The organism is Shewanella spartinae (assembly GCF_019457555.1).
Classification (GTDB): Bacteria; Pseudomonadota; Gammaproteobacteria; order Enterobacterales; family Shewanellaceae; genus Shewanella; species Shewanella loihica.
In genome coordinates, this window is sequence record NZ_CP080418.1 from 2,988,485 (window position 1) to 3,009,437 (window position 20,953).

The following is a 20,953-nucleotide window of genomic DNA, read 5'->3' on the forward strand; positions in this document are numbered from 1 at the left end:
TGAATCTAAAGCGTTTTTTGTGCCCCCGCACATTCTCTGGGCCAGACAGGGCAAAATGCGAGAGTTTATCGCACGGCTAAGCATGTTCCAAGGGAGAAAAGTCACGCCATCCCTTTATGCGCCTTGGTTAATAGGCTAGAATCTGGCGCTATCTGAATAAGTAACCATGATGAGATACAGTCATATGATCACAATGCAAACCAACCACGGTGTTATTAAACTCGAACTCGATGCCGAAAAAGCCCCTGCAACCGTCGCTAACTTCATCAAGTATACGAAAGACGGCTTTTATGATGGCACCATCTTTCACCGCGTTATCGATGGTTTCATGATCCAGGGTGGTGGATTCACCGAAGATATGTCGCAAAAGCGTTGCAACGAAGCGATCGAAAACGAAGCCAATAATGGTCTGTCTAACCTGGTCGGCACCATAGCTATGGCCCGCACCTCAGATCCACACTCGGCCACCGCGCAGTTCTTCATCAACATCAACGACAACACCTTCCTCGACTTCAAATCTGAGTCGGTACAAGGCTGGGGTTATTGTGTATTTGGTAAAGTCACCGAAGGCATGGATGTGGTTAACCAGATCAAGGCCGTTGCCACCGGCAACCGCGGCATGCATCAAGACGTACCGCTAGAAGCCGTGATCATCGAAAGCGTAACTGTCGAAGCTTAATCACAGGGCCGACACTCGTTGAACTACACCCTGTTTGTGGGCGATCTGCACCTCAGTGCCGATCGCCCCGATATCCTAAACGCCTTCCATCAATTTCTTGACCAAGATGCCAGCCATTGCGACGCCCTCTATATCCTGGGTGATCTGTTTGAAGTCTGGGTGGGCGATGATATTGCCGAGCCTTTTGCCCTGGAGCTTGCCGAGCGCTTAAAGCGATTCTCGACCCATACGCCCATCTATTTTATCCATGGCAACCGGGACTTCCTGCTGGGTAAAGAGTACGCCAAGCGCGCAGGCATGACGCTGCTGCCTGAGGTTTATAGCATCGACCTCTATGGTGAGCCCAGCGTGTTGCTCCACGGCGATAGCCTGTGCACCCTGGATAAGGCTTATCAGAGATTCCGCCGCTTTAGAAATATGGCCTGGGCCAAGTTTATCTACAATCACCTGCCTAAGTCGAAACGCATCGCCATCGCCGACAAGCTGCGTAGCAAGAGTAAGCAGAGCAATCAGCTTAAAAGCTATAGCATCATGGATGTGGAGCAGAGCGCGGTCGAGCAGCTGATGGCTGAGACTGGAGCTAAGCGCATGATCCATGGTCATACCCACAGACCAGACATTCATCGGCTCGCCAACGACACTCAGCGTATCGTGGTGGGCGACTGGTATGAGCAAGGCAGCGTATTGAAAATCAGCCCCAAGGAAGTGAACCTGCAGAGCCTGCCCTTTGGTGAAACAGATGCATAGGCCAGCCGAAACAGCCTGATCCCCCGTTAGTTTACAGTACGCACTAACTAAGGTCTGTCAGACTTTTCCCGTATCAACAGGTCTCAGGCCTTCCCGAGTGAAACTTAAACTCACTGTCTGGCGCGCTTATAAGTTCCGCCTCCAGCTTGGCAAAGTGAGCCACACGTTCATCTATATTCTCAGGCGATATCGCCTGGGCCAGCACCAGATAATCTTGATAGTGACGCGCCTCTGAGCGCAGCAGCGACACGTAGAACTTACTCAGGCCCTCATCAAGATAAGGCGCTAGCTTGGCGAAACGCTCACAGGAGCGAGCCTCGATAAAGGCGCCTACGATCAGCTTATCCACCAGGGTAGCCGGCTCATGGGTGCGCACCGCGCGCATCATCCCCTTGGCGTAGCGGCCTGCAGTGAGATTCTGATAGGGTATGCCCCGTGCCTGCATGATCTCCAGCACCTGCTCAAAATGGTGAAACTCCTCTTTTATCAGGCGTACCATCTTGGCGATAAGATCCTGACCGTAATCGACCCCATCCTTCGCGGTCAACTCACCCACCAGCTCATTCTTTTTCACATCCCGCGCCAGAAAGGCATCGATATCCCGCGACTTGTTATAGACGAACTCCTCATAGGGCTTGGCCCACTGGAGTAGCTGATCGCCACTCGCCTTATCCACCGCATACTTACGGATCAAAAACATCGCCGTCTGCGCCGCCTTCAGCTCACAGTTACAGTGATCGATAAGCAGCGCAGCAAGCTGCTCGCTCTGGCTGGCGAGCGCTATCCACTCATCAGGGGTTTCACATTGTAAAAATTGCTTTATCGGGGCTAAAAGGGCTTGCATCACACACTCGAGGGTTAAACGGACAGACGCCGACTATTCTACCCTTAAAAGATGGCCTTAGGCAGGTCCATCTGCCTAACAGATGAAAGTTAGCTTGACTAGTCTAAGTTTATGTTCAATAAATAAACTATGTCAGTCCTCACAGGGCTGTTTGGGAGCCTGAGGTCTATTGGGTAGCAGACCAACAGGCAATGCGGGTTCGTCTGAAGTTTGGCGAGCACAATATGAAAGCTGAACAAGGATAATTATAATGATATTGAATCACTTAATGGGGTTATACACTCATCCGAAAGAAGAGTGGCACACAATTGAGAAAAACCACGAAGCGCTGAGAAGCAGTCTTAGCCATGTCATGCTAATCGCCCTCATACCGGCCGTCTGTACCTATCTTGCCTCCACCATGTTCGGCTGGAACCTAGGGGTATCCGATCCCCTCTTCCTCACCAAGCAAAGCGCCATGATGATGTCCATCAGCATGTATTTCGGCCTGATTGCCGGCGTCTTCGCCCTGGCCTATCTGGCCTATTGGATGGCAAAGACCTTCGATGCTCAGCCTAGCTACACACAGGCGATCGAGCTGGCAGCCTATACCGCAACGCCTCTCTTCATGGTCGGCCTGGCGGCGCTGTATCCTGCGCTCTGGTTCATGATGGTCGTTGGACTCGTAGGACTCACCTACTCTGTGTACCTGCTCTACACTGGGGTACCTATCATCATGAATATCCCGGAAGAGAAAGGCTTCATCTATGCCAGTTCGGTAGTCACCGCAGGCTTGGTGCTATTGGTCGCTCTGATGGCTTCGAGCGTCATCCTTTGGAGCTTCGGCCTAGGCCCCATGTACCAATAGACGAGTTAGCTGACGCAAGATACAAAAAAGGCTTTAGGGTTCACCTAAAGCCTTTTTTAATACCAAGCATTTACTTAGTTAGAAGAGTCTCGCAGAGCAACCGTCAGGTTAAACACCAGATGCTCAGGCGATGAGTCTTTGCTATCGGCGCAGAAGTAACCTTCGCGCTCGAACTGATAGGCCTTCTCGGCCTGTGCATTAACCAGACCCGGCTCGACCAAGCCATGCTTAACCACCAATGACTCAGGGTTTAGCACCTCATCAACCGTCTCGGCGGCCGCCGGGTTTGGCTGATTGAAGAGTCTGTCATATAGACGGAACTCGGCTGGCACTGCGCTTGTTGCCTCAACCCAGTGGATCACCCCTTTCACCTTACGGCCATCTGCTGGGTTCTTACCCAGGGTCTGATCGTCATAGGTACAATAGATGGTGGTTACATTGCCCGCCTCATCTTTATCGCAGCGCTCGGCCTTGATCACATAGGCATTACGCAGACGCACCTCTTTGCCCTGGATAAGACGCTTGTACTTCTTGTTGGCCTCTTCACGGAAATCGTCGGCATCGATATAGAGTTCGCGACCGAATACCAGCTCGCGCTCGCCCATAGACTCGATAGTCGGGTGCGCCGGTGCAGATAGCTTCTCTACCTGACTTTCTGGGTAGTTTTCGATGATAACCTTAACCGGGTTGATCACCGCCATGGCGCGAGGCGCGTGCTCGTTCAGCTCTTCACGAATACAGGCGTCAAGCATGCTCACTTCGACCATGTTCTCTTGCTTGGTCACACCGATACGACGGCAGAATTCACGAATCGCCGCAGGCGTGTAGCCACGACGACGCAGACCGGCGATGGTTGGCATACGTGGGTCGTCCCATCCTGATACCAGACCGCGCACCACAAGATCGTTAAGCTTACGCTTAGACATCAGGGTGTATTCCAGATTCAGGCGAGAGAACTCATATTGACGGGTACGGTTTGGCGCCTGGAAATCGTCCAGGTTATCCAGCACCCAGTCATACAGACGGCGGTTATCCTGGAATTCCAGCGTACAGAGCGAATGAGTGATATCTTCCAGCGCATCAGAGATACAGTGGGTGAAATCATACATAGGGTAGATGCACCACTTGTCGCCTGTCTGATGGTGATGGGCGAAACGGATACGATAGATCACAGGATCGCGCATACACATGAAGGGTGACGCCATATCGATCTTGGCCCTGAGTGCACATTCGCCCTCTTTGAATTCGCCCTTGCGCATCTTCTCGAACAGCTCAAGGTTTTCTTCGACAGAGGTATCGCGATATGGACTGTTCTTACCCGGCTCCTTCAGGGTGCCACGGTATTCACGGGTCTGCTCACCATTGAGGAAACAGACATAAGCCAGTCCCTTCTTGATGAGTTCTACCGCGTATTGGTGCAGCTGATCGAAATAGTTCGACGAATAACGGATCTCACCATCCCATTGGAAACCTAACCAATGTACGTCGGCCTGAATAGAGTTAACGTAATCGATATCCTCTTTCTCAGGGTTGGTATCATCAAAACGTAAGTTACATAGCCCCTTGTAGTCCTGCGCCAAACCGAAGTTCAAACAGATCGATTTTGCGTGACCGATATGAAGATAGCCGTTTGGCTCGGGCGGAAAACGAGTGTGCACGCGGGTGTGCTTACCGCTCACTAAATCTTCATCTATGATGTTACGAATGAAGTTACTTGGACGTACTTCGGTGTCCACATGACTCATGGAAATCCTCTTTGCGAACTCTATTTCATCGGGCGCACAGGTGCCGCTCGAGACTAATGGGAGAAAACCTGCATATTCCTACAGATTTCGCTTCGTTACAACGGCCAAATCGCAAAAACTGCCATGATTTAGCGCAAAAACAGAAAAGCAGCGACTTATCGCTGCTTTTCTCGGTTTAACAAGCTGTTTTACATCAGGCTTAAATCTACTCGGTCACCACATTGATCACAGGAATAATGGTCTGAGCACGCTGTCCCTTGCGCTTTAACCAGAGGTAGAAGACCACCAGCGCGACCAGGAAGAAGGCTATCCACAGACCAGACTGCAGCGGGTGCGCCGCAAAGGTCATCGCCTGATAGAAGACGGTCGCTGTGCCATAGGCCAGGCCCAGGGTCCAGGTTGCCGCAAAGGTTGCCCAACGTGAGCCAAACTCACCCACTAGAGCGCCCATAGCCGCCACACACGGGGTGTAGAGTAGGATAAACAGCAGGTAGGCAAAGGCTGCCGTCACACCGCTGAAACCGCTCTGCAGCGCACTGAAAGTCGAGGTATCTACATCCAGTTCACTCGAGGCCGTCTCAATGGTCTGAATGTCACCAACCGAGATAGATAGCGGATCTTCAGGTGCGATGCCAAACAGGTTTTCAGGAATGGTTGCCAAGGCTTCGCTGAAGCTCTCAGACAGTGGCGCCAAGGTTTCATCTTCACCGCTCGCGGTCGAGTAGAGGCTGTTCAGTGTGCCCACCACGGCTTCTTTGGCGAAAATACCTGTGATGATACCCACGGTTGCTGGCCAGTTATCCTGCTCTATGCCCATTGGCGAGAAGAGCGGGGTAACCTTCTGGCTCGCCACACTCAACACAGACTCAGAGCTGTCCTCGTGGCCGAAGCTGCCGTCGACACCTATGGCGTTGATGAAGTTAAGCAGGGTCACCACGATAACGATTGTCTTACCTGCGCCCAGAATAAAGCTCTTGGTACGCTTACCGGTTCTGGCCATCACCGCCTTAAGCTTCGGCTTCTCGTAGTTAGGCAGTTCCATCACCACGGCGCTGCTGCTGCCGGGAAGCAAGGTTGAACGTAGCAACAAGCCCGTGCCTACCGCGGCTAACACGCCTATGATATAGAGCAGGAATACCAGGTTCTGACCCGACTCGGGGAAGAAGGCCGCCGCAAACAGGGCATAAACCGGCAGACGCGCACCACAAGACATGAAGGGGGCCATCATACCTGTCACGATACGCTCACGCTCGCTGCCTAAGGTACGGGTCGCCATGATGGCAGGTACCGAGCAGCCAAAACCGACGATCATAGGCACAAACGCCTTACCCGGCAGACCGATGCGACGCATCAGGCCATCGACCACGAAGGCTGCGCGCGCCATGTAACCCGAGCCTTCCAGCACAGACAGTGCCAGGAATAGCGCGGCGATAACGGGAATAAAGGTGGCTACGGTTTGGATACCCTGGCCCATACCGCCGGCAACTATGGTCACCAACCAGGCTGGGGCACCGATATTGGTCATCAGGGCGCCGAGATGATCGACAAACAGAGCGCCGGCCGTGATGTCGAAGAAGTCGATAAAGGCGCTACCGACATTGATACTGAACATAAACATCAGGTACATCACAAACAGGAATACCGGGACACCTGCGATGGGATGTAACACTAGCTTATCGAGACGGTCGCTCAGGGTAAGCTGATCGCTGTCTTTCACCGATTGGTTAAAGACCTGCTGCACGAAATCGAAACGTGTGGTGGCCACCATGATCTCGATATCCTTGCCCTGGGCCGCTAAGCGCTCGGAGCATTGGGAAACCTCAGACAGCATCTGACCATTCTTACACTGGCCACAGCCAAGACCGTTACCCATCATCGCCAGGGCGCGGCCACGACTCAGCTGGCTATCACGCTCAAACAGCGCCTCGATACCCGCCTCGATCTCAACATCGTAGTCCAGCACCAGAGGTGCCTCGGACACCTTACCATCTAACAGGTCGACCACCTGGGCCTGTACCTGCTTGATATCATTCATATCGCGAGAGCAGACGGCGATCACTGGGCAGCCTAACTGCTGACTCATCTTGTCGACATCGACCTCTATCCCATGGGCCTTGGCCGCGTCAATCTTGTTGATCACTACCACCATAGGAATGCCAAGCTCGCGTAGCTGCACCGTCAGATACAGGTGACGCTCGATGTTAGTGGCATCGACCAGGTTGATGATACCATCCATCTGCGCCTCGGCCAGGTATTGCTGGGCAATCTGCTCGTCGAGAGAGCAATCGCAGCTGCTACCGGCTGGCAGTAAGTCGTATATACCAGGCAGATCCGTCAGCAGCACCTGGGTATCGTTCAGGGTAAAGGCCCCTGTCTTCTTCTCTACCGTTACCCCAGACCAGTTACCCACCTGCTGGTTAGCACCGGTTAGCGCATTAAAGAGTGTTGACTTGCCCGCGTTAGGGTTACCAACGGTCACACAATGAAATTGTTTAGCCATGAGCCAGCTCCACCTCAATTACTTCAGCCAGGTCCTTACGCATGCATAACTTACTGCCACGAATGGCCAACTCTAATCCCGAGCCCAATGGGGCGCGTCGTAATAGGGTCAGAGAGGTGTTGGGGGTGATCCCCATGGATAAAAGCTTGCGTTTCACCACCGCAGGCAGGCTAATCTGGCCAACCTCGGAGATCACTGCACTATCGCCAGGCTTTAATTCGCTTAATTTCATATTGCAACTCTACCTTTTCAGGTCTCGATAAATCTGAACTACACCAGATTCTAACGGAGCAAGGCTTCCAATAACTTTATCTAGATCAATATTTATGATTGGAAACGATAATAATTTTCAATTGTATTTTATATTATGTGACAGATATCTCAATCAGTAAACGAGATTATCAAATGAGAACCATTTTCATTAGCGAGCAATTCTACGTCCCAACCTACGGGTGCCACGTGATCTAGATCACATAAAGTGCTAATTCGCTCAAATACTTCATTTTTACCCATTATTTATCGCCACAAAATTTACACATTCGTCACAAATCTTGCCTATTATTTAGCTTTGGTAAATTAGTAATTCATAAAGATAACAACTAAACGCCACACTGTGCTTGGATGGATGATGATGAAAAAGGAATCGACTTGGCTGCGTGCCCTTAGGCTAACGGCCCTACTCGCGCTATACCCTCTCTTTAGTTTGCTCGCTCAGGCAACCCCCTGGGACGAGATGCCCGCCGAGGAGGTGGAGAAGATCCTCGATAGCAAATTCGCCGAAGGTCAATACTCCCCAAAAGGCGCCGATAGCTGCCTCATGTGCCATCGCAAGAACCAAACCGTCATGGCGCTATTTGACGGCGTGCATGGCAATCCCCAGGTAAAAGGCTCCCCCATGGCCGACCTGCAGTGCGAAGCCTGCCACGGCCCCATGGGCAAACATAATCGTGGCGGCAAGGAGCCTATGATCACCTTCGGCGCCAACTCACCCGTGCCAGCAGAGAAACAAAACAGCGTCTGCATGAGCTGCCATAACGACGACCAGCGCATGGGCTGGAGCGGCAATCATCACGACAATGCCGATGTCGCCTGTAGCGATTGTCACCAGGTACACACGGGTCACGACCCCATTAGCGATAAGAGCCAGGAGGTCGCCGTCTGCACCACATGTCATACCCAACAAAAGGCCGACCTGCACAAGCGCAGCAGCCACCCCCTCAAGTGGCAACAGATGGTCTGTAGCGACTGTCACAATCCCCACGGCGGTCTGGGCGAGGCCAGCCTAAAACAGATGAGCATCAACGACAACTGCTACGCCTGCCACGCCGAGAAACGTGGGCCTAAGCTGTGGGAACATGCGCCGGTCACCGATAACTGCGCCAACTGTCATAATCCCCACGGCACGGTCAACGAGGCCATGTTGATCGCCAAGCCCCCTCAGCTTTGCCAGCAGTGCCACGCCAGCGACGGTCACGCCGCCAATCCGGTATTTGCCAACAGCCCTAATGCCTTCAACGGCGGCCAAAGCTGCCTCAACTGCCACAACCAGGTGCATGGCTCTAACCATCCATCGGGCAAACTACTGCAACGTTAATGAGGGAGCATAGCGATGAACAGACTTAAAGGGACTCACACACGCGCTTGGTCACTTAGCCTGCTGACCCTCTCTATTCTCAGCAGCCTGGCATCGGCTCAGGGGTACGATCTCGCCTCCGCCAATCGCAGCTCGGTGAAGATGGATGCCTGGAAATGCCAGCGCTGTGAAGTCAAAAATGCGACTACAGGTGAGATAGGCGTCGGTGTCGCCTATAACGACGGCGGCGATAGCCGTTTCGGCAACACCACGGGCACAGACACAGATGGTGCCGTGGCGAGCCTGGAGGCAGACCTGACCCACAAGAAGGCCTCTGGCTACCAGACCCAATTTAAGGCAGACCGCCTAGGCTACGACGCCGGCTCGGCCAGCCTAACCACGGGGCGCAAGGGCCAGTACGAGATAGCCGCCAGTTATCGAGGCTTTGCCCGCTTCGACAACAACGCGGCGCTAACCCCCTATCGACTAACGGCCGCTAGTTGGCAGCTCCCCAGCCAATGGCAGAGCGCCGCCACAACCGATCAGATGAGCAGCCTAAACGATAGCCTGATGGCGAGTGAGCTTAAGATCACCCGTGACCGCTACCGTCTCGACGCCGCCTATACCGGCAGCTTCTACGAGGCTAGCCTTGGCTACCAACATGAGCAGCGTCAGGGCAATCGCCGTGCCAGCGCCAACCTGCTCACCAACAGCACCATGCTGGCCGAGCCCGTCGACGACAAGAACGATCGCATCGAAGGCAAACTCTACTTTCGCGGCGATCAGTGGCTGACCGGCATAGATGCCGAGCTCAGTCATTACAAAAACGATATCAATGCCCTGCACTGGCAATCGGCCTTCAGCCCCACCTTCGGCGCCGCCTATTATGGCCAGAGCGCAGTGGCGCCCGATAACAAGGCTTATCGGGTCGCGGCCCACAGTCAGTTCTCCGCCCCGGGGCAGCAGGTGCTGATGCATCTGGGCTTTAGCCGCATGACCCAAGATCAGCCCTATCTGCCGGCCACCATTAATGGCCCCTCGCCCATGCTGCCGGCAAGTAATCTCGACGGCCAGGTGGATCTGCTGGAGATGAAGCTTAAGTATCTCGGGCGTCTCACCCCAGAGCTCAGCCTCAGGGCCGGCTACGACTATCGCGATCGCGACAACAAGTCTGAGATCTTGAGTTACCCGCAGATCATTACCGACAGCTACTACAGCGGCGATAAGCTTAATCAGGCCTATGACCGAACCCGTCAACAGGCGAATCTGGGAGCCAAGTACCGCTTTACCCGCAGCCTCTATCTGGATCTGCAATACCAGTATGAGCACAACAACTACAACGCCCTCGACCGCGACAGCCTGCAGACATCAGATGTTACCGCCAAGCTCCACTATCGGCTCTCCTCCCAATGGCAGGCCTGGCTCAAGGCCGAGTTTGAGGATCGCGGCGGCAGCGAATATCTGGGCTCGAGCGTCAGCAATCGCCCCAACAACCCGCTGTTAAGGCGCAGCTATCTCGCCGATCGTGAGCGCCAGCGTTATGGCCTCTACACCAGCTATAACGGCGAGGCACTCAGCGCCACGCTCAACCTGCACCTGATGCAGGATGACTACACAGACACCCAGATAGGCCTGACCCAGGTCGATAGCCAAGGCTATGATCTCTCCGCCAACTATGCCCTGAGTGAGCAGATTAACCTCAGCGCCTTCGTCAATCAGGACTGGCGCGACAGCGATCAGGCGGGCAGCAACAACTTCAGTAGTGCCAACTGGTTTGCCACCACCAAGGATAAGGCGACCCTTATCGGTGCCGGGTTCGATTACGACGCCCTGATGGAGAACCGTCTGCGACTAGGCCTCAACTACAGCTATAGCGACGGCCAGAGCGACACAGAGGTCATCCAGGGGCTGCACAGCCCATACGGCAGCTATTACGCCACCCGGCACAATCTCAACGCCTTCGCCGACTTTAATCTCAGCGAGAGCCTGGGACTGCGGCTGGATTGGGTCTTCGAGCAGTACCAAGACGCCGACTGGGCCAACGACAAGCTGATGCCAGACAGCATCCCCAACGTCTTGACCTTCGGTGACCTCAGCCATGATTACAACGCCCACTACTTTGGAGTGACCCTGAGTTACCAGCTGTAACTCAGGCGCCCCCTATGCCAAGGAAGCGATGATGAAGATGAACAAAACTTTCCATTATGCCGCCCTGTTTGGGCTAGTTTCGCTACTCTCCGCCTGTGGCGGCGATGATGGTAAACCCGGTAATCCTGGCGAGCCCGGCGGCCCACCAGCCATGGTGATCGACACCTTAGTGGTCAGCTTCGATCCCGTGCAGATGCAATCAGGTGTTGCCACGGTAAACTACCGCGTCACCAATCAGGATGACGAACCTGTAGTGGGGATCCCAAGCGCCACCTTTATTGCCGCTCAGCTGCTGCCCCAGGGCTATACCAATGCGGGCAATGCCTCCCAGTGGCAATACTTCACCTCGGAGAGCTGTAACGACAGCTGCCCTGGGGAGTATGTGGATCATAAGAATGGCCGCTACAGCTACACCTTTAGCGCCGCCTTCGACGGCTTAAACGATGTCGGCTATCAGGTTGGCGCCACCCAGCGCATAGTGGTTAAGCTAGGGGGCGACAGCCTGGCCGACGGCACCAGCCTGCCCATCACCAACCAGCACTTCGACTGGCAGGGCGACAAAGACGGCACCAGCAGCGATCCGCTATACACCCGCAACCTGATCAAGATAGAAACCTGCAACAGCTGTCATAACGATCTGGCCTTTCACCGCGGCAACTATAACCAGATTGAGACCTGTGTGACCTGTCACAACGCCGATCGCGTCAGCAATCCAGATAACATCTTCCCGCAGATGATCCACGGCAAACATCTGACCGGCTTCCCCGGCTCGCTGGCAAACTGCCAGACCTGCCACGCCGAGGACGAGACATTGAGCGAGCAGATGAATTGGGCGCGGGTACCCACCATGGAGGCCTGCGGCGCCTGCCATACCTATATCGACTTCAAGAAGGGGGAAGGCCATCCGGCGCAGCTCAACAACGCCAACTGCGTCGCCTGTCACAACCCAGATTGGACCGCCAGCGTCCACAACGACGGTGGCAACGCCCAGGCATTGGCACAATTTAAGCCTGTGATCACCAAAGCGATGCGCAGTGGCGATACCCTCTCATTCACCCTGACACTGGAAAACCCCGCGACGGATCAGCCCTACACGGCCAGCGCCGACCAACTGGATTTCGTCTCCGACCTTCGCGTATACGCCAACTGGGGCACCAGCTTCGACTATGCCACCCGCTCGGCGCGCTCCATACGTGTGCATGAGACCGCGCCTATCTCCGGCAGCAACGGCAGCTTCGACTATCAGATAGCCGGGCTGACGGTCCCCGCAGGTAGCGAGATGGATAAAGGCACGCTAGCGATTCAAGGCAGAGTCTGCGCCGCCAACGGCGTGCTGGGCGCCTGTAGTGATGAGGCCAACAGCGAAGTGGTGATCAAATCCAGCCATCGCTTCTTCGCCACCGATGCCTTGAGCGATAGCGGCCGCCGCGTGGTGGTCAACAACGACACCTGCGGTAGCTGCCACGGGGATCAACAGCTGAACTTCCACGGTTCGCGCAACGATCTTGAGGGTCAGTGTCAGCTATGTCACAACCCCAACATGCAAGCCGAGGCTGCGGACAATCCGTCCCTCACCACAGCGGACTTCAAGCATCTCATCCACGGCATTCATAGCGGCCAGCGCGCCGGTTTCGAAGGGATCAACTACCCGGGCAACATAGGTAACTGCGCCCAGTGCCACGCCGACAGAGATGGCGTGCTCTCGGTCGCCCTGCCGCTGGATGCCGGTGTGAAACCGCTGGCCATAGACGATGGCAGCTACACCAGCCCGACGGCCGCCATCTGTAGCGACTGCCACAGCAGCGAGACCAACAAGAACCATATGATCCAGCAAGGCGCAGTATTCAGCGGCACCCTGTCCGATGCCACCGCAGGCACCGAGAGCTGCAGCACTTGTCACCGACAAGGCGCCGATGCCGATGTGCTGACCGTGCATCCCATCAAATAAACCGGACAAGGCGCCAGGCCACTGGCGCCGATTCGACAACGCATTGAGAGATTGACTGAAATGGAAGGCACTATGATGGATATGAAGAAGAAGGTGAATCAATGGAGCCTCATCGCCCTGAGTTGCAGCGCGCTGCTACTGGGCTGTGGTAGCGACGGCAAGGATGGTAAAGACGGCCCCGACGGTGTCATAGGCGTCAGCATCACAGATACCCCAAGCGTGATGGCCCAGTTTACCCAGGCATCGGTAGAAGATGGTCAGGTCAGCGTGACCTTTAAGCTTGAGAATGCCAACGGCGTGGCCGTTCTCGGCCTGACCAAAGACTATGACCTCAGATTCGGTATCGCCCAGCTGGCCCAGGTCACAGAGACGATTGACGGCCAAAGCTTCGATCGCGGCTACCAGTGGCAGGCCTACATCAATAGCCTCAGACAGCCGGGTTCATTGCCAGATGACACCTCTGGCCTTAACCCCTCGCCTCAATATCAAGCCAATGTCGAGGCCGCCAGTGCCTGCGAAGACTGCCTGACGGATAATCTCGATGGCAGCTACACCTATAAGTTTCAGCAAAACATCGCCAATGTCACCGAGCCTTTAGCCATCACCTACAATGGCGATAACACCCACAGGGTCACCCTGGAGCTGAAGCTGCCCCAGGCGACCGCCAACGCCCACCATGACTGGCAGCCCTCTTCGGGGTCGACCGACGGAATTCAAACCCGCAATGTTGTGAGTAAGGAGACCTGTCTTAACTGTCACCAGGAGGAGAGCCTAGCACTGCACGGTGGCCGCCGCATCAGCCTCGAAAACTGCGCCAGCTGTCATACCGCAACCTCAGGCGATCCCGAGAGCGGCAACAGCATCGAATTTACCTACCTGATCCATGCCATCCACAAGGGTCAGGACAGGGTCACCAGCACGCCAGAAGGGATTGTACCCGCCCCCTATAAGATAGTGGGCTTTGGCGGCAGCCTGCACGACTATGGCAAGGTGATGTTCCCGCAGAAACCGGCGGCTAACTGCGCCGCCTGTCACAAAGAGGGGGACGGCGCCCCAAGCGACGCCGCCCTGTTTAAGGCAGATAACTCCAGCGTTGCCTGTATCAGCTGTCACACCGAGAAACCATCGCAGAATCACTCTAGCACCAACTGCGTCGCCTGCCACAACGCCACGGATACCTATCCGGGCACAGGCAACGCCGAGAAGCGCCATGGCGATGTGCTAAAGGCCTACTCGCAGGCCCAAGCCATGGGCGTCAGCTTCAGCAACATAGGCCTGGATGGCGACGGCAAGCTGAAATTTGATCTCCAAGTAACCGACTCTGCCGGTAATCCGGTAGCCAGCGAATTTATCGAGCTTGGCACCCGCGTCGTGGTAGCCTGGGATGTGGACAAAGACTACCCGGCCTACACGGATGCCTCCTACAGCAATCGTCGCTTCAGGCTGTCCCAAGGCACCTATGACGATGCCAGCAAGACCTTCACCATAGTGGCCAGCAGCTTCGACATGCCAATGGATGCCACAGGTAAGACCTTCGAGCTCTGGTCTGCCATAGAGGTGTGCTTCAACCACGGCGGCTATGGCGTTACCGATGTGGTTATGACCGCCTGTAGCGATGATACCCGCTCGGTGGCCGTTAAAGAGGCGCCCTATCGCTTCGTCTGGTCCGGTACAGGCGTTGCCGAAGATGGCCAGGTGGCCATGCGCCGCGCCATCGTCGATACCAGCAAGTGTCAGACCTGCCACAACCAAGAGAATCACCATTACAACAATGGTTATAACTGTCAGACCTGTCATACCTCAGACAAGACCACCAGCGGTGATGACAGTTATCCGGGCGGACGTCGCCCCACCAGCTTCGCCTTTAAGGCCCACGAGGCAGAGGGTCACTACCTCAAGTATGCCGGCGTGCAGTCGGGTACTGTGCTCAAGACAGACTGCCTCACCTGTCATACCGATGATGGCATCACACTTGGCCGCGCCAGCGATCGCGTCTGGCGCTATGGCGATACCACCACAGGCGTCGATATCTGGGTCTCATCCGATGCCGGCGCCTGCCTGAGTTGCCACCAGAAATACCTTAAGGATTCTGGTGCGGCCCATATCCAGGCCAACGGCGGTATCTTAGACGGTATGGACGCAGACGATGTGCGCGCCCGGGCGGCAGAGACCTGCGCCACCTGCCATACGCCGGCTCAGCTGTTAGGCATTCACCAGGAGTAGCATCGCACTATAAAAGATGGTGAGCGAAACACTGGATAAAAGGAGGCTGCGGCCTCCTTTTTTATCGCCCTACACCGATGCATGCCATCAATGCATGACGCCATAAACCGCGCCGCTCAGCCGCACATCTCACAAATTAATAACATCAAGCCCACAAATGCGGGAGTTTCATCGGCAAAATGGATCGGTTTCCCAGCGCCTATGCTTGCGTTAGATCAAAACTGCGCTGAAAAAATCCCCTGCCGCTTAAGCTTTATTTAAGAAAAGGCTTATTTTTAGGCCACCCAAGAGAATACGCCCTCAAACAAAACTTATAACCACTTGTAAAATAATAGATTTAACAAGTTTATCAATTTCCACCAAGCTTAATGGATCCGCTTCACGTTTGCGCCAAGTGGGCCGTTGCACCTACCCCCTTTTAAGTAATATGGCCCCTAAGGTGCCGCCAAGTTGTTGAGGCAATAGCAATAACTCAGGCCACCTTGTTCATACCAAAAAAGAAAAAATTGAGATCACTCTCATTCTCATGCAGGGGAAAAATGATGAAACGGTATTCAATCAGTACCGCAGTCAAAGCAGCATTCGGTGTCGGAGCCTTGTCTCTGGCGCTGGTCGGCTGTGGCGGCAGCGATGGTAAAGATGGTGAAGATGGCAAGCCTGGTGAAATCGCGGTCGATATCAACAGCGCGACTGCGGTCCAAACCAAGATAGAAAGCGCCAGCTATGACGCGGCGGCCAAGACCCTAAGCTTCGAATTTAGCCTGACCAATCCTAATGGCGTCGCCGTCACAGGATTAGAGGCGCTCACCGACCCACTACGCATCGCCTTCGGTCGCATGGGCACCCGCAGCGAGGCCTTCACACCCTACAGCCTGGAAGATGGCACCCAGGTCACCGGCCGCGCCGATGGCGACGAGGAGATCTGGCTCTCTTACCGCAACGCCAGCAAGAACGGCGTACCTATGACGGGCACCAACAACTGGCGTCCAACTCGTGACTGCCCTGAAGGACTTAGCTGCCTGAGCTACCTAGGCGAAGGCCGTTATCGGGTTACGGCGCCAGAGATCATAGACACCAATGGCCTGGACTACGACTATGATGCCAACCAGATCAACGGTATCTACCTGATCACCTATGGCGTGGGCCAAAACAAGCTGAAGAATGTCGAAGCCTACTACTGGGATCCTTTAACCGAGCAGTCGGTCTCTTCGCCTAAGAAAGTGCTGGAGATGGATACCTGTACCAGCTGTCACGTAGGTCAGGATCATATCCGCCACGGCAACTATGGTAATACCGCCGACGGCTGTGGTTTCTGCCACACAGACTACACCCAATACAGCGGCTCAGGTATCGATGGTGAAGGCAACACAGTCGAATTTAACTTTGATGGCTCCATCAAGGGACTGGTTCACGCCGTGCACACAGGCATCACAGAGGGAGATCGCCGCGAGCTGGCCAAGTTCAACTCGGTTATCGCCAATGCCAACAACCCAGCCTTTGCCTATGAATTTGATGGTGCGGCGCTCGATAGTGAAGGCAATCCTAAGGCCGAGCTTAACTTCCCGGCCTCGACAGCCAACTGTCAAAGCTGTCACGTAAGCTACACCACCACTGAAGAGACGCTGCCCGAAGGCCTGACCGCTCACGCCCTCGCTTGGTTTGGCGATAAAGATGTGACCAGCTGTCAGAGCTGTCATGGCGAATACCACAAGGGCAGCAGCCTGGTGGCGCCGGGTGAAGATGGCGCAACAATGGTAGGTTGTGTCACCTGTCACAGCAGCCAAGATGGCAATACCCGCGGCGGCGCCTTCCGTCACTTTGCCGGTCACGAGCAGGCCAGCAGCCAGGCGGCCTCACAGGCCGGTATCTTAGTCGGTGCTAGCTACAGCCAGATCGCCTGGGATGAAACCAGCGCGACCTTAAGCTTTACCCTTAACCTGAATAAGGGTGAAGAGGCGGTTACCAGCCTACATGTACCGCGCGTTACCGTGTACGTTAATGCCGTCGATGCGGTTAAACCTGACGCCTACCTGGCGGCGCGTACCAGTGGTAGTGCAACCGCGAATCCTGATGGCAGCTATACGGTGACCGTCGATGCGTCTAAGCCTAACTATGGCCTACCTTCACTGGCCGAGGTTATTGCCAATGGGGCCGATCTGGCGATCACCTCAAGCTTTAGCACCTGCTTTAAGAACAAGTCTTCAACCTTGGTTGAACTTGACGGCGAAGGCAACTGCGTCGGCGTATTAAGTGCCAACGCGGCGAAGACTGAGTTTGTTAAGCTTGACGGAACGCCTGGTGCGGTGCGTGCCAGCGCCGTGGACTATGACAACTGCGCAAGCTGTCACAACAACGACATGGTGGCCCGTAAGGGTGCAGCGCACTACCGCAACGCCGACGTACACACCTGTGCCCAGTGTCACGAAGCCGGTGACTACAACAGCCTAGTGGTGCGCGTTCACGGCACCTTCGGTAAGGCCCATGGCCGAGCCGATGTGCATCAACTGGTCAGCAGCGCCAACTGCTCAGCCTGTCACAGCGATCTCAACTTCGGTCTAGAGAATGCACGTTCAACCCCGATGCGCTGGAACAAGGGCGATGCCAGCTACTCCAGCCCACAGGCCGGTGTGTGCGCCTCTTGTCACGTCTCATCGAGCTATGAGATCGGCGGTGGTAAAGATGCGGCCAAGTCTCACATCGAGAGTATGGGCGGCGTCGTTGCCGGCAGCTATGAAGCGGCCATGCTAAACAGCGAGTCATGCCTCACCTGCCACAGCGCAGAGAAGGTCGCCGAGCTGCACAAGCAAAACTAAAACAGACGCCACTGTTTTAAAGACCCATTCAAAATAGCCCAAGAGTGTCAGGCCATGCCTGGCACTCTTTTTTATCGCCGCTTTCTGTTCCACTTTCTCTCCCATCTGCCGCAAGACCACGGGTGCGCATGGAGCAAACTCAGAGAAACACAGGCTCTACATACCCCCAAAGGCGCCACATTTTCGGCTACAGCAAATTAACAGGATGTGATTTAACTGGCTGACTTTCTTGACTGAAAATAAAAATTTCACCAAAAATGCATTTTTTTACCTACCTCTAAAGAAATAGTCAGATCTCAATCACATAAGCAGACTGAAACACCTGCTAAAAAGTTGCCATTTCGATAGCCTTAGAGGTGGAAATTAATTCCACACACTAAGCGGGTGTTTTCAGTAGACAAAACAAATACTGTTCTCAATTTCAGTGCTTGTTTTTATTGAAGAACAATCAATTAGTGATGATTAAAACTATTGCAGGGAATAATCATGATGAAAAAGTTCAATGTTAATGCAGCGACAAAAGCTGTATTAGGTGCCGGACTTCTCTCTCTCGCCTTATCCGGTTGCGGCAGCGACGGTAAAGATGGCGAAGATGGTAAGGACGGCGTCATTGGTGTCAATATCGACACTACACCTACCCTTCAGGCAACCTTTACCAACGCGACAATCGACGCAGGTAAAGTCACGGTCGACTTCAAGCTTCAAGATGCAAATGGCGTTGCCGTACTTGGGCTCACCAAAGACCACGACCTGAGATTTGGTGTCGCGCAGCTGACCCATGTGGTTGAAACCAAAGCCGATGGCGAAACCGCCGATCGCGGCTTCCAATGGCAGGCCTACATCAACAGCGAGAAGGCGCCTAACCCAGACTGGGTACCAGAGGGCGATACCGACATCAATCCGTCTAACCAGTTCCAAGCCAACGTAGAGCAGGCCGCCAAGTGCGACGACTGCCTAGTCGACAACGAAGACGGTAGCTACACCTATACCTTCCAGACCAACATCGCCAACGTCACCTCACCTGTCACTGTGACCTATGACGCCGATGCGACTCAGCGTATTACGCTCGAGCTGGAACAACCTAGCGTTACGGCTAACGCCAACTATGATTTCCAACCTTCTAGTGGTGCGACCGAAGGTATTCAAACCCGCAACGTGGTTTCTATCGAGACCTGTTACACCTGTCACCAGCCAGAGAGTCTGGCGCTGCACGGTGGCCGTCGTATTAACATCGAAAACTGTGCCTCTTGCCACACCGCCACCTCAGGCGATCCAGAAACCGGCAACAGCGTCGACTTCACTTACATGATCCACGCCATTCACCGTGGTGAAGAACGTCACACCTATGATGCCGACGGCAACCAGGTGCCAGCACCTTACAAGGTGATCGGCTATGGCGGCGGCGTACATGACTACGGCAAGGTGATGTTCCCACAAAAACCAGCGGCCGATTGTAGCGCCTGTCACGTCGAGGGCAGCAATGCACCGGCAAATGCCGACCTTTACAAGGCAGACCTGAGCAACACAGCCTGTATCGCCTGTCACAGCGAGAAACCATCTTCTCACCACAGCAGCACAGACTGTATGGCCTGTCACAACAGCACCGAACCATACGGCGGCACAGGTAGCGCCTTCAAGCGTCATGGCGACGTATTGAAAGCGTACCAAGATGCCGAGGCGATGAGCGTTAAGTTCAGCAACATAGGTGTTGATGCTAATGGTAAGTTCGTCTTCGACGTACAGGTACTGGGTGCCGATGGCGCCGCCCTGGATGGCGAGCTATTAGATCCAAAATCACGTGTGGTTGTGGCCTGGGATATCGACAAAGACTTCCCTGCCTACAGCGATGCCTCTTATAGCAATCGTCGTATCGCCCTAGAAGAAGGGGTTTACAACGCCGAGACTAAGACTTACACCCTAACCGGTACTAAGTTTGATCTACCTGCCGATGCCAACGGCAAGACCTTCGAGCTCTGGTCAGCGCTGAAAGTCTGCTTCAACAACGGTGGCTATGGCGTTGCCGAGATTAAGCCTACCGCCTGTGCGACCGAAGGCGTACGTAAGGTAGAAGCTAAACAAGAAGCGATGCACTTCGTCTGGAAAGATGGCGCCATCGACGACAGCGCAACACCTGCTGAGCGTCGTGACATCATTGACCCTAGCAAGTGTCAGGGCTGCCACAACCAGGAAAACCATCACTACAACAATGGTTACAACTGTCAGACTTGCCACACTTCTGACAAGACCACTAAGGCTAACGCCAGCGAGCAGTATCCAAATGCGAAGAAACCAACCAGCTACGCCTACAAGGCACACGAAGCTGAGGGTCACTTCCTCAAGTATGCTGGCGTAGGTTCTAGCACTGTTGTGAAAACCGACTGTATGACCTGTCACACAGACGGCGGTATCGAACTGGGCCGCGCTCCTGAGCGTACATGGCGCTATGGCAACCTGCTAACAGGTGAAGACATCTGGGTATCTTCCGATGCAGGTGCTTGTATGAGCTGTCACCAGAAATACCTGAGCGATGCAGCCAAGTCTCACATCGAGACCAACGGCGGTATCTTAGACGGTGTTGATGCCGATGACGTACGTACTCGCGCAGCAGAAACCTGTAAGACCTGTCACACTCCTGAAAAGGTGATGGAACTGCACGGTCACTAGTAGGTTTGACCCACTAACTCTCAAGGTTAGTGGGTCGACATCTACCTCGAAGGGAGGCACTCGCCTCCCTTTGTTTTTACTGTAGAACAGTGAACGCTAAAATAAGAACAAAAATCGCAAAACTGTTTCATTTTGCAACATTTTTTCTCCCAATCCGCCCCATTCTTCGCCCGCCGAGCTACCCCTTTAGAAATAGAAAGATCTCGGTCACACATTAGACTC

General features: G+C 54.4%; 13 protein-coding genes. 9 read left to right on the forward strand and 4 right to left on the reverse strand.

What is annotated here, in order from left to right; translation table 11 throughout:
• The first annotated feature begins 184 nt into the window (after nucleotides 1-184).
• Both K0I31_RS13105 and K0I31_RS13110 read left to right on the forward strand, forming a co-directional pair.
• Nucleotides 185-679, forward strand: coding sequence for a peptidylprolyl isomerase (locus K0I31_RS13105; protein WP_220078667.1), 495 nt, complete (start codon nucleotides 185-187; stop codon nucleotides 677-679).
• Nucleotides 680-697: 18 nt separating this feature from the next.
• Nucleotides 698-1,426: a UDP-2,3-diacylglucosamine diphosphatase gene (locus tag K0I31_RS13110; protein WP_220078668.1), complete on the forward strand. Its 729-nt coding sequence runs from the start codon at nucleotides 698-700 to the stop codon at nucleotides 1,424-1,426.
• A gap of 73 nt (nucleotides 1,427-1,499) precedes the next feature.
• Here K0I31_RS13110 and miaE read toward each other — a convergent pair whose 3' ends face one another.
• Complete coding sequence (miaE, locus tag K0I31_RS13115; RefSeq protein WP_220042857.1) at nucleotides 1,500-2,270, reverse strand: tRNA isopentenyl-2-thiomethyl-A-37 hydroxylase MiaE; 771 nt, start codon at nucleotides 2,268-2,270, stop codon at nucleotides 1,500-1,502.
• 250 nt (nucleotides 2,271-2,520) lie between these two features.
• Here miaE and K0I31_RS13120 point away from each other — a divergent pair, with 250 nt between their 5' ends.
• Nucleotides 2,521-3,117 (forward strand): Yip1 family protein, encoded by a 597-nt coding sequence (locus tag K0I31_RS13120; RefSeq protein ID WP_011866312.1) that lies wholly within the window; start codon nucleotides 2,521-2,523, stop codon nucleotides 3,115-3,117.
• A gap of 74 nt (nucleotides 3,118-3,191) precedes the next feature.
• Here the strand turns inward: K0I31_RS13120 and glnS are convergent, their stop codons facing one another.
• The 3 genes from glnS to K0I31_RS13135 all read right to left on the reverse strand — a co-directional run bounded on the left by glnS (nucleotide 3,192) and on the right by K0I31_RS13135 (nucleotide 7,594).
• Nucleotides 3,192-4,862 carry a glutamine--tRNA ligase gene (glnS, locus tag K0I31_RS13125; protein ID WP_220078669.1) on the reverse strand — a complete coding sequence of 557 codons (1,671 nt, stop codon included), beginning with the start codon at nucleotides 4,860-4,862 and terminating at the stop codon, nucleotides 3,192-3,194.
• A gap of 205 nt (nucleotides 4,863-5,067) precedes the next feature.
• On the reverse strand, nucleotides 5,068-7,362 hold the full coding sequence (feoB, locus tag K0I31_RS13130) for a Fe(2+) transporter permease subunit FeoB (RefSeq protein WP_220078670.1): 2,295 nt from the start codon (nucleotides 7,360-7,362) through the stop codon (nucleotides 5,068-5,070).
• Nucleotides 7,355-7,594 carry a FeoA family protein gene (locus tag K0I31_RS13135; protein ID WP_011866315.1) on the reverse strand — a complete coding sequence of 80 codons (240 nt, stop codon included), beginning with the start codon at nucleotides 7,592-7,594 and terminating at the stop codon, nucleotides 7,355-7,357. Before K0I31_RS13135 ends, feoB begins: the two co-directional genes overlap by 8 nt.
• A 393-nt stretch (nucleotides 7,595-7,987) precedes the next feature.
• On the opposite strand from K0I31_RS13135, the gene K0I31_RS13140 reads away from it, so the two are divergent.
• The 6 genes from K0I31_RS13140 (at nucleotide 7,988) to K0I31_RS13165 (ending at nucleotide 20,731) form a co-directional block, all read left to right on the forward strand.
• Nucleotides 7,988-8,956, forward strand: a complete 969-nt coding sequence (locus tag K0I31_RS13140; protein ID WP_220071829.1) for a DmsE family decaheme c-type cytochrome — start codon at nucleotides 7,988-7,990, stop codon at nucleotides 8,954-8,956.
• 15 nt (nucleotides 8,957-8,971) lie between these two features.
• Nucleotides 8,972-11,083 carry an MtrB/PioB family decaheme-associated outer membrane protein gene (locus tag K0I31_RS13145; protein ID WP_220078671.1) on the forward strand — a complete coding sequence of 704 codons (2,112 nt, stop codon included), beginning with the start codon at nucleotides 8,972-8,974 and terminating at the stop codon, nucleotides 11,081-11,083.
• Between the two features lie 37 nt (nucleotides 11,084-11,120).
• Nucleotides 11,121-13,031, forward strand: coding sequence for an OmcA/MtrC family decaheme c-type cytochrome (locus K0I31_RS13150; protein WP_220078672.1), 1,911 nt, complete (start codon nucleotides 11,121-11,123; stop codon nucleotides 13,029-13,031).
• Between the two features lie 75 nt (nucleotides 13,032-13,106).
• Nucleotides 13,107-15,254 carry an OmcA/MtrC family decaheme c-type cytochrome gene (locus K0I31_RS13155; RefSeq protein WP_220080848.1) on the forward strand — a complete coding sequence of 716 codons (2,148 nt, stop codon included), beginning with the start codon at nucleotides 13,107-13,109 and terminating at the stop codon, nucleotides 15,252-15,254.
• Nucleotides 15,255-15,793: 539 nt separating this feature from the next.
• The gene (locus K0I31_RS13160) at nucleotides 15,794-18,067 is read left to right on the forward strand and encodes a multiheme c-type cytochrome (protein ID WP_220078673.1); all 2,274 of its coding nucleotides are present in this window, start codon (nucleotides 15,794-15,796) and stop codon (nucleotides 18,065-18,067) included.
• 486 nt (nucleotides 18,068-18,553) lie between these two features.
• Nucleotides 18,554-20,731, forward strand: a complete 2,178-nt coding sequence (locus tag K0I31_RS13165; RefSeq protein ID WP_220078674.1) for an OmcA/MtrC family decaheme c-type cytochrome — start codon at nucleotides 18,554-18,556, stop codon at nucleotides 20,729-20,731.
• Nucleotides 20,732-20,953 lie beyond the last annotated feature (222 nt).